Annotated in this window: 12 protein-coding genes and 3 pseudogenes; 6 read left to right on the top strand and 9 right to left on the bottom strand. The window is 71.9% G+C overall.

Going from position 1 to position 12,549, the window contains the following annotated elements:
- Nucleotides 1-87: 87 nt before the first annotated feature.
- A pseudogene (locus ACE4Q9_RS32335) lies at nucleotides 88-534 on the top strand (GAP family protein); the annotation flags it as partial.
- 11 nt (nucleotides 535-545) lie between these two features.
- On the opposite strand, the gene ACE4Q9_RS32330 reads toward ACE4Q9_RS32335, so the two are convergent.
- Nucleotides 546-1,085, bottom strand: coding sequence for a manganese efflux pump MntP family protein (locus ACE4Q9_RS32330; protein ID WP_397988060.1), 540 nt, complete (start codon nucleotides 1,083-1,085; stop codon nucleotides 546-548).
- 170 nt (nucleotides 1,086-1,255) lie between these two features.
- Nucleotides 1,256-1,576: pseudogene (prpE, locus tag ACE4Q9_RS32325) on the bottom strand (propionyl-CoA synthetase); the annotation flags it as partial.
- Nucleotides 1,577-1,642: 66 nt separating this feature from the next.
- Here prpE and ACE4Q9_RS32320 point away from each other — a divergent pair.
- Entirely contained in the window at nucleotides 1,643-2,548 is a 906-nt protein-coding gene (locus tag ACE4Q9_RS32320) for a GNAT family N-acetyltransferase (protein WP_397988059.1), read from the top strand.
- 44 nt (nucleotides 2,549-2,592) lie between these two features.
- Here ACE4Q9_RS32320 and ACE4Q9_RS32315 read toward each other — a convergent pair whose 3' ends face one another.
- The 5 genes and pseudogenes from ACE4Q9_RS32315 to ACE4Q9_RS32295 all read right to left on the bottom strand — a co-directional run bounded on the left by ACE4Q9_RS32315 (nucleotide 2,593) and on the right by ACE4Q9_RS32295 (nucleotide 7,205).
- Nucleotides 2,593-3,135, bottom strand: a complete 543-nt coding sequence (locus tag ACE4Q9_RS32315) for an NUDIX domain-containing protein (protein ID WP_397988058.1) — start codon at nucleotides 3,133-3,135, stop codon at nucleotides 2,593-2,595.
- A gap of 106 nt (nucleotides 3,136-3,241) precedes the next feature.
- A pseudogene (locus ACE4Q9_RS32310) lies at nucleotides 3,242-3,912 on the bottom strand (CBS domain-containing protein).
- A 185-nt stretch (nucleotides 3,913-4,097) separates the two neighbouring features.
- Complete coding sequence (locus tag ACE4Q9_RS32305) at nucleotides 4,098-4,745, bottom strand: FMN-binding negative transcriptional regulator (RefSeq protein WP_397988057.1); 648 nt, start codon at nucleotides 4,743-4,745, stop codon at nucleotides 4,098-4,100.
- Nucleotides 4,746-4,918: 173 nt separating this feature from the next.
- On the bottom strand, nucleotides 4,919-5,998 hold the full coding sequence (locus ACE4Q9_RS32300) for a fatty acid desaturase family protein (protein WP_397988056.1): 1,080 nt from the start codon (nucleotides 5,996-5,998) through the stop codon (nucleotides 4,919-4,921).
- 244 nt (nucleotides 5,999-6,242) lie between these two features.
- Entirely contained in the window at nucleotides 6,243-7,205 is a 963-nt protein-coding gene (locus ACE4Q9_RS32295) for a hypothetical protein (RefSeq protein ID WP_397988055.1), read from the bottom strand.
- Between the two features lie 185 nt (nucleotides 7,206-7,390).
- Between ACE4Q9_RS32295 and ACE4Q9_RS32290 the strand changes: the two genes are divergently transcribed.
- The 4 genes from ACE4Q9_RS32290 to ACE4Q9_RS32275 all read left to right on the top strand — a co-directional run bounded on the left by ACE4Q9_RS32290 (nucleotide 7,391) and on the right by ACE4Q9_RS32275 (nucleotide 10,797).
- Nucleotides 7,391-8,179: an SAM-dependent methyltransferase gene (locus ACE4Q9_RS32290; RefSeq protein WP_397988054.1), complete on the top strand. Its 789-nt coding sequence runs from the start codon at nucleotides 7,391-7,393 to the stop codon at nucleotides 8,177-8,179.
- Between the two features lie 105 nt (nucleotides 8,180-8,284).
- Complete coding sequence (locus tag ACE4Q9_RS32285) at nucleotides 8,285-8,731, top strand: MarR family winged helix-turn-helix transcriptional regulator (protein ID WP_397988053.1); 447 nt, start codon at nucleotides 8,285-8,287, stop codon at nucleotides 8,729-8,731.
- Nucleotides 8,724-10,148 (top strand): MFS transporter, encoded by a 1,425-nt coding sequence (locus tag ACE4Q9_RS32280; protein WP_397988052.1) that lies wholly within the window; start codon nucleotides 8,724-8,726, stop codon nucleotides 10,146-10,148. The genes ACE4Q9_RS32285 and ACE4Q9_RS32280 overlap by 8 nt, the downstream gene beginning before the upstream one ends.
- A gap of 91 nt (nucleotides 10,149-10,239) precedes the next feature.
- A complete protein-coding gene (locus ACE4Q9_RS32275) occupies nucleotides 10,240-10,797 on the top strand; it encodes a cysteine hydrolase family protein (protein WP_397988051.1) in 558 nt (185 codons plus the stop codon).
- 31 nt (nucleotides 10,798-10,828) lie between these two features.
- Here the strand turns inward: ACE4Q9_RS32275 and ACE4Q9_RS32270 are convergent, their stop codons facing one another.
- Together ACE4Q9_RS32270 and ACE4Q9_RS32265 are read right to left on the bottom strand one after the other, a co-directional pair.
- A complete protein-coding gene (locus ACE4Q9_RS32270) occupies nucleotides 10,829-11,965 on the bottom strand; it encodes a DUF6745 domain-containing protein (RefSeq protein WP_397988050.1) in 1,137 nt (378 codons plus the stop codon).
- 144 nt (nucleotides 11,966-12,109) lie between these two features.
- Nucleotides 12,110-12,436, bottom strand: a complete 327-nt coding sequence (locus ACE4Q9_RS32265; protein WP_397988049.1) for a hypothetical protein — start codon at nucleotides 12,434-12,436, stop codon at nucleotides 12,110-12,112.
- Nucleotides 12,437-12,549: the final 113 nt, after the last annotated feature.

Below are 12,549 nucleotides of genomic sequence, written 5' to 3'. Positions count from 1 at the left end.
CGCGGAGGACGGCGACATGGCGGAGCCACGGTAACCGTCGGCAACGCCGCGAGGCGCGGTGCCGGATCCCGCGAGCCCGGTACGGTCCGAACGGGAGCCCTCAAGCTCGCTCTGGGCGTGTTCCTCGTTGTCCTCGGTGCCCGGCGGTGGCGTCGGCGGCCGCAGGATCCCTCGCAGGCGGAACTGCCGAAGTGGACGGGCACGATCGATCGCCTCACCCCGGTCAGGGTCTTCGGGCTCGGCACGGCCTTCGCCGCGCTCAACCCCAAGAACGCCCCGCTGACCATCGCCGCGGGCGCCCGCCATCGGCTCGGCTCGGCCGGGGTGCCCGTCGGGCAGCAGATCGCGGCGCTGGCGGTCTTCGTCGCGATCGCCACGCTCGGCCTGCTGGCCCCGCTCGGCGTCTTCCGCCTCGGGGGGCGGCGGGCCTGGACCATGCTCGGTGACGGCATCTCTGTTCGTCTCCGGACAACCCCCGCACTGCCGCAGGCGTTCCGCTCGCACGGCTCGGTGAACTCCCGCCCGTCTCGCTGAGTCGCAGCGGGTCAGCCGCCGAACACCAGGGGCAGTGCCGCCGCCGCGATGATCAGGGTGACGCCGCTGAGCAGGTCCGAGCGGAGCCGGATGAGGCGGGCGGCGGCGCGGCCGAGGCGCAGGCCGATGAGGGACATGGCCGCGGTGATGAGGCCGAAGGTGGCGGCGGACACCCAGGGCGACAGGCCCAGGATGCCGAGGCTCGCCCCGGCGATCAGGTTGTCCAGGCTCAGTGTCAGCGGGATGCCGAACAGGGCCCAGGGGTGGTCGAGTTCGTCCGGCTCGGGGTGGCGCAGGGCGGAGACGACGAGGTAGAGGCCGTACGCGCCGAGCGCGGTGGCGCCCACCACATCGGCGTAGCCCTCGATGGACTCCCCGATCTCGTGGCCGATCAACAGCCCGATCAGGGGCATGACCGCGTCCCACAGCCCGAACGTCCCCGCGACCTGCACCGCGCGTCTCAGACCGAAGGGGACGGTGCCCAGCGCGATCGATACCCGGAAATTGTCGAGACTGAGTACAAAACCCAGGCCCAGCATTTCCCAGACCATAACCGATATTCTATCCCCGATGACCCGGTTGGGTACATTTTGCGGGTCCTCATCTGGAATTCACCGGTGTCGTCCGGGGCCGGGTCTCCGGCCGCCGGATGTCAGCTCTCCTTGCGCAGCGCGAGGCGCAGCGATTCCGGTACGGCGAGGTCGTCGAGGGTGGCGGGCACCGGGGCGTGTGCCAGTTGGCCAGCGAGCGCATGGAGGGTCGAGAGCGGCTTGTAGGGGATGACGCGGCTGCCCTCGATGCCGCAGGAGGCGGACACCACGGCCTTCGGGCGGGCGTCGTCGCTGCGCAGGGCGAGTTCGCGCGGTGCGAAGCCGCCGAAGACGACGGAGTGGACGGCGCCGGGGCCGCGCAGCACGCCCGCGAACTGTGCGGTGAGCCGGGCGCGGCCCCCGTGGCCGGCGTCGACATGCCGGTCGAGCGCGTTGAAGCAGGTGTCGATCATCCCGTCCGGGAACCACCGGTAGAAGGGGGCCCCAGTTGCACGCCACTCCTCGGGGTAACGGAAAACCGTGCAAGTGATTTATCGCGACGTGACTAATGTGACCGGGTGACAGAATTCAGCGTTCTCGATGACGACACGATATGGCTGAAGGACTTCGAGCGACGGCTCGTCGCCGCGTATTCCGCGGCCGGGCTGAGCAGGGACGCGGCGGCGGCGTTCGTGACGAAGGGGCGCGCCACCGACGGGGACTGGACGGTCGCCCAGATCATGGACGGCGGGGTCCGGGTGGGCTTCGTGGCCGTGACGATGACCGAGAAGGACGGGGGGCTCTCGGGGCGGATCGGGGATCTGCACGCGGCGGCGGGCCATGCCGGCCGGGGGCACGAGGCGGCCGCCCGTGAGTGGGCGCAGGAGTGGTGCGCGGCGCGGGGCGCGCGCCGGGTGAGTGTCCGGGTGGTCGAGCCCGCCCTGGGTGAGGTGTTCGCCGGTTACCGCGTCAACGGACAGGTCCGGGCGCGCCAGGTGACCGCTGCGCCGGAGCCGGTCGGCGGTGTCACCGCGCGGCCGATGGCGCGGGCCGAGTACACCGAGTGGCTCGCCGCCGAGAAGGCGTCGTACGTCGGCGACATCGTGCGGTCAGGGTCCCTGAGCCGCGAGGAGGCCCGACGCAAGTCGGACGAGGACTTCGCCACGCTGCTGCCCGAGGGTCTGGAGACGCCCGACAGCGCGCTCCTGGTGCTGGAGGCGGCGGGCGAGCCGGTCGGCACGGCGTGGCTGCGGCACAGCTACCTGCCGGGGGTCACCTACGGGTACTCCCTGAACATCCGGGAGGAGCACCGCGGCAAGGGGTACGGGCGGGCGGCGATGGCCGTCGGCGAACGGGCCACGTTCGAGGCCGGCGAATCCGTCCTGATGTTCTCGGTGTGGGGCGGGAACGACGTGGCCATGAACCTCTACACCAGCGCGGGGTACCGCGTCCTGGACGAGGGCCGTTCGATCGAGCTGCCCTGACGGGCCCCCCAGGGCGCGGGACCGGAGGCCTGCCGGGCCCTCGCTCACACCCAGGTGTAGTTCTCGTCGGTGACGGCGTCCAGGGCGGCGGCACCGACGGCGGCACGGGGGTCGCCGAGCGCCGCGAGGGCGGGGCCGATGGGCGGGAAGAGGGGCAGACCGGCGGTGGTGCGGTAGTCGACCCATTCGATGACGCCGACCTCGTGACCGCCGTCGGGCAGCTCGTCCAGTTCGCGCTCGGCGAGGGTGCCCCTGAGTTCTGGGGTGATGTGCAGGCGGTAGATCAGGTGCAGCTTGCGCGGTGGCGGGGTCGGGCCCGGACGGGTGACCCGCTGGTCGACGACCCACATCAGATCGCCGCCCTCGGCCAGGTCGATGTCCAGGGCGAGTTCCTCGGCGAGTTCCCGGCGCAGCGCCTCGCGGAGGTCCTCGCCGTGCTCGACGTTGCCGCCGGGCGGGGTGTAGTGGACGGAGTCGGCGCGGTCGCGGCGGATGAGGGCGACCTCGTCGCCACAGAAGACGAGGGCTCCCGTGCGCACCTTGATGCGAGAGAAGGGGCCCGTCGGGTCGTCGGGAGTGGCTGTCATGGCGGCAGTATTCCAGCGCCGGACGGGGTGCCCGGACAAAGTTCCGGGCGCGGATGCAGGGCGCGGAGGGACCCATGGCCGCCCGCGAGGAATCCGCCCCGTGCGCTCATGTGCCGGGCGCCTCCCGAGCGTCGTCCGTCCGATAGGTGAGGTCACCGGACACCGAGACCACGCCGTCGACCCCGCGGCACAGCTGCTCGACGACGGGGATCTGGCTCTTGAACTCCACGATGCCGGCGAGGGTGACCCGGCCGTCGCGCACGTCCGCCGTCACATCGCGGGGGTCCAGAAGCAGCGTGTTCCGCAGAAGGTCCCGGTTGATCTCCTCGCGGATGGCCTCGTCGCGGCGCAGGAAGATACGCAGCAGGTCGGGACGGCTGACGATGCCCACGAGCCGGTCCGCCTCGTCCACCACGGGCAGGCGTTTGACGTGCTGGATCTCCATGAGGCGCGCGGCCTCGACCACGGTCCACTCGGGCCGTGCGCACACCGCGTGCGCGGACATCAAGTCCTCGGCACGGGCCCCCTCGGCCTTGGCCCGCTCCCATGCCTCCAGGTTCGGGACGGGAGTCAGGCCCGAGGGGTCGGCCTGGTCGGCGCTCTTGCGCAGCAGGTCGGCCTCGGACACCACACCCAGCGGACGGTCCATCTCGTCCACCACGGGTACGGCGGAGATGTCGTTGTCCTCCAGCAACCTCGCGAGTTCCTTGAACGAGGTGTCACGCGCGCCCGGACGACGTCGCGGGTCATGAGTTTCTCGACCGTGCGGTGGTGCATGTCGCCTCCCGGATGCGGGGCCGCTCGCCTCGCGGAGACCGGGCCGCGGCCCGTACGGCGGTGAGGCCCGCGTGGCAGGTCGGATAAAGCACCATTCTGCGGAGACGACGGCGATCGGGCGAGCTCACCCCGGCGGCCGGCCCGGTGCGAGTGGGGAGCCGTACCGTGGTCCGCGGGGAGGGGTGTCAGGGCGTCCAGGTGCCGATCCGGTCCACGCGGCGCAGTTGCTGGCGGGCCGTGGGTACGTCGAGGCCCTCGCCGCGTTCGGTGAGGCGGTCGGCGACCGTGGTGCGCAGTTCCACGGGCTTCTGGTTGTCGTACTTGAACTTGGCCCGCGCTTCGACCACGTCCAGTATCAGGCCGCGGATGCCCGGCAGCATCCGGCCGTAGGGCGGCTGGTCGACCTCGACGCCGGCGTGGTCGCCGTCGGGCTGGAAGTGCGCCAGCTGGCGGCGGAGCAGCTCGGCCTTGGCCTCGGGGTCGTCGATGATGTGGGCGCGGCAGGTGAACTGGACGGCCGCGTAGTAGCTGGTCGGCACGCCGTCGGTGGGCGGGATGCCGGGTGCGGCGCGCCAGGGGCCGGGTATGAACGCGTAGTCGCCGCTGACGCCGAAGGTGACCTTCGGATCGTGCTCGATCGCCTTCCAGACCGGGTTGGGCCGGGCGAGGTGGATCAGCAGCCGGTTGCCGTCGGTGACGAAGTGGGTGGGGACGACGACGGGTGCCTCACCGGGCAGACCGTTGACGCAGAGGTGTCCGAAGTCGTGGCCGTCGGCGATCCAGGTCTGCCATTCGGCGTCGTCCAGACCGGCGTCCCAGGGCTGGATGAACATGCGGGTCTCCTCGACGGTGGTACGGCAGGTCGGGCGAACCGGACACGGCACGTCCCTCACCAGCGGTGGAACGAGTGGACCGTACATCAGCTCGACCGGGCAGCGTCAACCACTTCAGGGAGGCCGGCTGCCTGGCCGCGCTCCGGCTGCGGGTGGCCCAGGGGGGCCGTACGTCAGGACGCCGTCCTGCGCTGCCGCCTGATCGGTTCCCCCACCCGGTGCATATGGGTGAGCGCCTCGCGGTAGGACCGGATCAGTCCGGTCTCGTGGTACGGCACGCCTATCTCCGCGCAGTAGGCCCGCACGACGGCCTGGGCCCGGCGCAGATGGGGCGTGGGCATGCTCGGGAAGAGGTGGTGCTCGATCTGGTAGTTGAGGCCGCCGAGCATCACGTCGGTGAGCAGGCCGCCGCGCACATTGCGGGAGGTGAGCACCTGGCGGCGCAGGAAGTCGGGCCGTTCGTCCCCGGTGAGGGTCGGCATGCCCTTGTGGTTCGGTGCGAAGGTGCAGCCGAGGTAGACCCCGAACAGGCACTGGTGCACGGCGAGGAACGCGATCGCCTTTCCGGGTGAGAGCACCAGGAACAGGGCCGACAGGTAGGCCGCTATGTGCAGAAGGAGCAGGGAGCCCTCCAGCAGGCGGTTCTTCATCCATGGCGAGCGCAGCGCGCGGGCGCTGGCGACATGCAGGTTGAAGCCCTCCAGTGTCAGCAGCGGGAAGAACAGGAACGCCTGGTGGCCGCCGATGATGCGGGCCACGCCCCGGCTTTCGCGGGCTTGGCCGGTGGACCACACCAGGATGTCCGGGGCGACGTCGGGGTCGAGCTCCTCGTGGTTGGGGTTGGCGTGGTGGCGGGTGTGCTTGTTCATCCACCAGCCGTAGCTCATGCCGATGCCGAGGTTGCCGAAGAGCCGGCCCCAGAACTCGCTCGGCCGGCGGCGTCGGAAGACCTGCCGGTGGGCCAGGTCGTGGGCCACCAGGGCGACTTGGCCGAAGGTCAGGGCGAGGAAGGCGGCGACCGCGAGCTGCCACCAGGTGTCGCCGAGCGCGACGAACGTCCCCCAGCCGGCCACCAGCAGCGCGATCACCAGGCCGAGGCGTACCGTGTAGTAACCAGGGCGCCGCTTCAGCAGACCCGCCTCGGTGATGCGCTGGGAGAGCCCGGCGAAGTCGCTGCCGGGCCTGGGCGGTGAGGTGCGGGAACGGGCGGCAGGTGGTCCCGTGACCACGGATGCGTCGGTGGAAATCGTCATGCCATCGAGTCTCCCGACGGCCGCCCGCCCCAGACAGCCTGCCAGCCACCGGACCTTCCGGGGGCTGTCCCCCGGTCAGGACAGGGGGACTACCACCCCGGAGCGGCCGTTCGCAAAGGCGGCCCGCGCCGGGGCGGTGCGGTGCGGGGGTGCGGTGCGGGGGATGCGCTGCGGCGTGGTGCGAGGCGTGGTGGTGCACGGCGTGGTGGTGGGCCGCTCTAGTGCGGTGCCGCAGCGCGAAGTGTCAGGAGTCGGACGGCGGCTTGTAGAGACGCACCGTGGCGGCGATCTTTCGTACCGTCGCGTCCGTCACCTCGCCGGGGACGCCCTTGGCGCCGAAGAAGGACCAGGAGAGCAGGTCGCCCTGGGCGTTCTGGAAGGCGAAGGTCCAGGCCTTGCCGTCCGTCACGCACTTCTGCGACTTCTTCACCCCCTGGGACCAGGCGCTGCCGAGGTCGCCCTTGAGTCCCGAGGCGGTGGTGAAGGGTTCGACGGTGCCGGACTTCACCTCGGTCTCGTCGGGCTGGGTGTAGGCGCCGTAGACCCAGGTCCTCGGGTCGGTGCCGGCTATCTCCCTGGTGCTGCGGGCCCCGTTGTTCCGTCTGCTGCCCGCGGTGGCCAGGGCGGTGTCGTCCACGGTGCCGTTCCTGTCCGTGTCCGCGGAACACCACGTGGGCTGGAGGGAGGCGGGAACCTGGACCCCGATGAGCGGCTTGTCGTCGGGGTCGTCGTTCCTGGAGACGTAGGTGACCCAGTCGGGGGTCTGGAGCTTCCACTGCGGGGGGACGTCGAAGGCGATGCCCTGGGCCGGGTTGGTGACGACTTTCCAGCCCTTGACCGTGGCGGTACGGCCGTCGGGGCTACGCGGGTTGGCGGTGCTCCGGTGCGGCGCCGCGGTGGCCGTGGGGCCCGGATCCACCTGGTCGTGCTTGTCGCCGCCGAGGAGCAGGAAGCCGGTGACACCCGCGGCCACGACGACGGCCGCGGCGGCGATGACGGCGACGACCTTGGTACGGTCCCGGCCGCCACCTCCCGTCGGCGGGGGCACGGGCGCGCCGGCCTGCTGGGTGGGCGCGTTCCAGGGCTGGGGCTGCTGGTAGGGGTTCGGCTGGTGGTAGCCGGGCCGCTGATACGGGTTCGGCTGATGTTCGACCGGGGGCTGCTGCGGGTTCTGTCCGCCCCCCGGTGGCTGCTCTCCTGGCCACATGCGAGGCAACGATACGGCGGCTGTCCCCCGCTCCCGGACGCGGGTGAGCCCCGACGAGTGGACCGGCCCCCGCCCGCGTCCGCCTACGTCCACCCACTGCCGGGCACACCGGGGCGAAGGGCGCACATCCGCTTCGGCCGCTCCCTACGATGACGCCAACATCGGTCCGGAGAAAGGACGTTGGCATGGCGGCGGACGAGGTCGGGCGGACACCGAGCATCGCTCGGGTGTACGACTATCTGCTCGGCGGTCAGGACAACTACCCCGTCGACAGGGAGATCGGCGACCACTTCAAGGTGAACCTGCCGGGGTCGGTCGCCATCGCCCACACCAACCGAGGGGCGCTGATCCGCGCGGTCCGCGCCCTCGCGCGCACCGGCATCCGGCAGTTCATCGATCTGGGCAGTGGGCTGCCGACGGCCGACAACGTGCATCAGGTCGCCCAGCGCCACCAGCCCGGAGCGGCCGTCGTCTACGTCGACACGGACCCGACCGTCCTCGCGCACGGCCGGACGCTGCTGGCGGAGAACGAGTCGACCACCGTCGTCCAGGGCGACGTCCGCACCCCCGGCGCCATCTTCCACCACCCGGAAACCGAGCGGCTGATCGACTTCGGGCAACCGGTCGGCGTCATCCTCAGCGCCGTCCTGCACCATCTCAACGACGACGAGGACCCGGCCGGGATCGTCCGCTACTGGGCCGACCGGATCGCACCCGGCAGTCACGTCTTCATCTCCCACTTCCGCTGCGGCCGCAACGGCGAGACCGAGGCCGCCCAGGCCAAACTCATCGGCACCTTCGGCCGCGGCCACTGGCGCACGGACGCCGAACTGCAGGCCCTCTTCGGCGCGTTGAGCCTCCAGGAGCCGGGCATCGTCCCCGCCGTCCAGTGGCGCCCCGACCCCGGCGAGGAGTCACGGGTACCGACAGTCTGGGAGCAGCTCATCGCGGCGGGGCTGGCCAGGAAGTCCTAGGTCTCCCTTTCACCGAGAGCCATGCTCTCCCCGTAGCCGTGCTTTCCGCGGTGGCCATGCAGATGAAACTGTACAGGTGAAGCTGTACAGGTTAGGGTGCGGGGTATGAGTGAGAACCCGAGCCTGTCGCCGTCGGCGGTCGAGGCGTCGCGTGAGGTCCGCGCGGTGATCAGCCGGTTACGACGGCGCATCCTGAAGGCTTCCGAGGCCGAGGACATCACGCTGGGGCAGGCGTCCGTGCTGGCGCGGCTCGCCGGCAAGGGCGGGGTCACGGCGAGTGAGCTGGCCGCAGCCGAGGGGATGCGGCACCAGTCGATGACGGCGATGGTCGCCTCGCTCGTCGCGCTGGGGCTGGTGGAGCGCGCCCACGACCCGGACGACGGGCGGCGCCTGCTGATCGAGCTGACCGCGGCCGGCCGGCGCCGGGTCGAGCAGGGGCGGCAGGCCCGCACGGAGTGGCTGGCCGGCCGGTTGCAGGACCGGTGCACGGAAGAGGAACGCCGCACTGTGATCGCCGCCATGGCCGTACTGGAACGGCTGACCCATGACTGACACGGAGCCGGGGTCGATACGGGAGACGGACCAGCCCGGTTTCGACCGGCGGTTGCTGCCGCCGATGATGCTGGGCTCGATCCTGAACCCGATCAACTCCACCATCATCTCCGTCGCGCTCGTCCCCATCGGCAAGGCCCTGGGCGCGCCGGCCTCGCAGACCGCGTGGCTGGTCTCCGCCCTCTATCTGGCCACCTCGCTCGGTCAGCCGGTCGTGGGCCGGCTCATCGACCTCTTCGGGCCGCGCAGGCTCTTCCTGGCCGGCACCAGCCTCGTCGGAGTCGCCGGTGTCGTCGGCACCCTGGCCCCGAACATGGCGGTGCTGATCGTCGCCCGTGTCCTGCTCGGATTCGGCACCTGCTCGGGTTATCCCGCCGCGATGGCCCTGGTGCGCAGCGAGGCCGAGCGCACCGGGCGGGACAGTCCCGGTGGCGTGCTGACCGCGCTGGCCGTCGCCAACCAGACCATCGCGGTCATCGGACCGCTGCTCGGCGGCCTCTTGATCGCGGTGGGCGGCTGGCGGGCCACCTTCGCGCTGAACGTGCCGCTGTCCGTCGCCTCCGTGGCGCTGGGCCTGCTCTGGCTGCCCAGGCCGGCCGCCGCTCCAGGCGATTCACCGGACCGGCGCGGCGGCCTGGCCGCCCAGCTCGACCTGCCCGGCATGGCCCTGTTCGCCGCGACGCTCACCGCTCTGCTCCTGTTCCTGATGAACCCGCATCCGCGCAACTGGTACCTGCCGGTGATCGCCGCGGCTCTCGGAGCCGGGTTCGCGGTGCGGGAGCTGCGGGCCGCGACCCCCTTCATCGACCTGCGGGTCTTCGGCGGCAACACACCGCTTCTGACCACGTACCTGCGCGCGCTCGTCGCGTACGTCGTCGCCTACGCCTTCCTCTACGGCTTCAGCCAGTGGACCGAAGAGGGCTACGGGCTGTCCCCCTTCCACGCCGGGCTGGTGCAGATCCCCACGTTCCTGGTGGCGATCGGTGTCTCGATCGTCTCCGGGCGGCGGCCGGGCGTGCGCGGGAAGCTGCTGGTCGGCGCGGCGGGGCAGATCGTCGCGTGCCTGCTGATGCTCACGCTCGGCGGCGGCAGCGCGCTGTGGACGCTGTTCCTGGTCACCCTGGTCTTCGGCATCCCGCAGGGGCTGAACAATCTGGCCCTCCAGAACTCCGTCTACGTCCAGGCCGATCCCGAGCGGATCGCGTCCTCGGCCGGCCTGCTGCGCACCTTCGCCTACATCGGCTCGATGGTCGCCTCCTCCGCGGCCGCCGCGTCCTTCGGGCAGCACATCAACACCGGCGGCATGCACCAGCTCGCCTGGATCATGCTCGGCGCGGGCGTGCTCTACCTGCTGCTGACCGTCCTCGACCGCACGCTCGGCCGGGCGCCGGCGCCGGACATCCGGACGGCGAAGTAGCCCGCCAGTCCCCTCAATCGAAGACGGCATTCCCGTACGACCCGCACGTCCTCAAGGCCGCACCCCCGTAAGACCGCACGAAAGGCACGCCATGCCCCGCACCGCGCTGCTGCTCATGGACCTCCAGAACCGCCACCTCTCGCACGTGGCCGACGACTACCTCCCGCGTGCCGCCCGCGCCCTGCGCACCGCCCGCGCCGCCGGCGTCCCGGTCGTCCATGTGGCGCTTCAGCTGCGTCCTGGTCATGTCGACGCCCACCCCCGGAACAAGACCTTCGGCGCCCTGCCGCTGCACCTGTTCACGCCGGACGATCCCGGTGCCGCGATCCACCCGGACGTGGCCCCGGCGGACGGCGAGATCGTCGTGTACAAGAACCGGGTCAGCGCGTTCGCCGGGAACAACCTCCAGCAGATCCTGGCCGCGCAGGGCATCGACCACCTCGTCCTGGCCGGCATAGCCACCGGCGGGATCGTCCTGTCCACCGCCCTTCAGGCCGCCGACCTGGACTACCGGGTCACCGTTCTCTCCGACGCCTGCGCCGACCCCGATCCCGCCCTGCACGACACCCTCGTCAACGCGGTCCTCGCCCGGCGCGGCGAGGTCACCACGGTCGAGGCGTGGGGACACACGCTGCACGCCGCGGCCTGAGCGGCCAGGGCCGCGGGGTGGTGCGGACGGCTCAGGTCTGGCGCAGCGGTGCGTACTCCGTCTCCTCCAGGCCGAAGGTCCAGGCGACGCCCTCCCGTGCGGTGCGGGTGCGGGGCGGGACGCGGAGCCAGTAGGTGCGGTGGGTGCCGTCGGGCTCCGGGGTGGAGTTGACGACCTCGACCATCACCTGCGGCTCGTCGCCGTCCAGTTCGAGGCGCCAGAGCACGCCCGTCTCGTCCCGCTGGACCGGTGCGGCGCCGGACTCCTTCAGGTAGCGGTCGTATCCGTAGTGCTCCAGCATCACCCGGCGCAGTTCGGCGTTCTCCTCCTCGCGTATGCGCCGGGGTGTCAACTCGGTCAGTTCGTCGAGGAATTCGGCGGGGACCGGCATGCCGCGCCAGGCGTACAGGGCGAAGCCGTCGGGGTAGGCGAGTGCGGGGCCGTCGCCGCGGTCGAGTCGGCCCGCCTCGTCCAGGTGGAGTTCCACGGGGCGCTCGCAGACGACCGCCACCTTCTCGTAAGGCCACCACCAGCCCGCGGCGCGGGCCACCGCGGCGATCCCGGCGAGTGCCTCCCCGCCCTCCTGGCCGTCGAACGCCGCCAGCCACGCGGCGTCGTGCTGGCCCAGGACGGCGTCGAGGAGCACCAGGCGGGCGCCCTCCTCGGTGGGCGAGGGCTCCGCAGCTCCCGCAGAGTCTCCGGCGGGGGTATGCGTCGTCACTACCGAGGCAGCAGCGGGACCGGCCCCGTCCGGCACCACCCCGGTCCGTATCCGCTCGGTCAGCATCACCATGCCGTCCCACAGTTGGGCCCCGGTCAGGGCCCAGTGCCCGGCCCAGCCGGCCGGGCCCAGCCGGTCGAGGAGGCGCCGGCGGGCGTTCGCCCACGGCCGGGTGCGTACCGCGTCGCGCACCGCGCGGCCGGCCGTGCCGTCCGCCGTCAGCCGGACGGCCAGGGCCGCGCCCGCGCGGGGCGAGTCCGCCCAGACGACGGTCTCGGGCTCGGGCAGGCCCGCCAGCCGGTAGGCCAGGCGCACGCCCTCCTCGGCGGCCGCGCGATCCGCGGATCCGGTCGCCGAGGCCACCGCCCGCCATGCGTGGACCGTCTCCGTCACCGCGCCGCTGTCCGCCGTCACCACTTCCCCGGCTCCCGCACCGGCCTCACCCATCGATCCCTCGTCTCCCTCGCGAACCAGAACCATCGATCCCCCTGCTTCCCCGACAACCGCCGCCATGGATCCCGCAACTCCCCGACCGGGCACCGCCATCGCTCCCCCGGTCCCCTCACTGCCCGCCGTCACCGGCCCCCCGTCTCAGTCCGCCACCACGCGGACCGCGCCCGGTACGTACTCGCGCTGGCGCACCACGCGGTACCAGCCCCTGGGCAGCGGTATCGCCGCGTGCTCCTCGTGGACCACCCGTCCGCCCTCCGGGAGATGGAGGTAGGCGGTGCCGAACGGGCCGGTCTCGCGGACCAGGGTGCCCGGCCCGACGACGGCGTGCGCATGGCCGGTGACCTCGCCGAGGGCCAGCACCAGCCTGCCTCGGGCGTCCCGCGGCTGACGCGGCAGCCGTTCGGTGCCGCGCGGCACGGCCTCCTCCGCCACGGGCACGATCAGGACGTCTCCTTGCCGGTACACAGGTGTCCCCTTTCCTCGTCGGCGCCTCGCCGACCGATGACCACGACGCTACGCGGGGGGTCTGACAACGCCCGGTGAGCTGGGTGCTTCCCACAGCCCGTCATCCGCGTTGT

Origin of the sequence: Streptomyces sp. AM6-12 (genome assembly GCF_044327085.1) — a bacterium.
Taxonomy (GTDB): Bacteria; Actinomycetota; Actinomycetes; order Streptomycetales; family Streptomycetaceae; genus Streptomyces.
The sequence above is the reverse complement of the archived record's forward strand: the minus strand, read 5'-3'. Positions and strand labels throughout refer to the sequence as shown.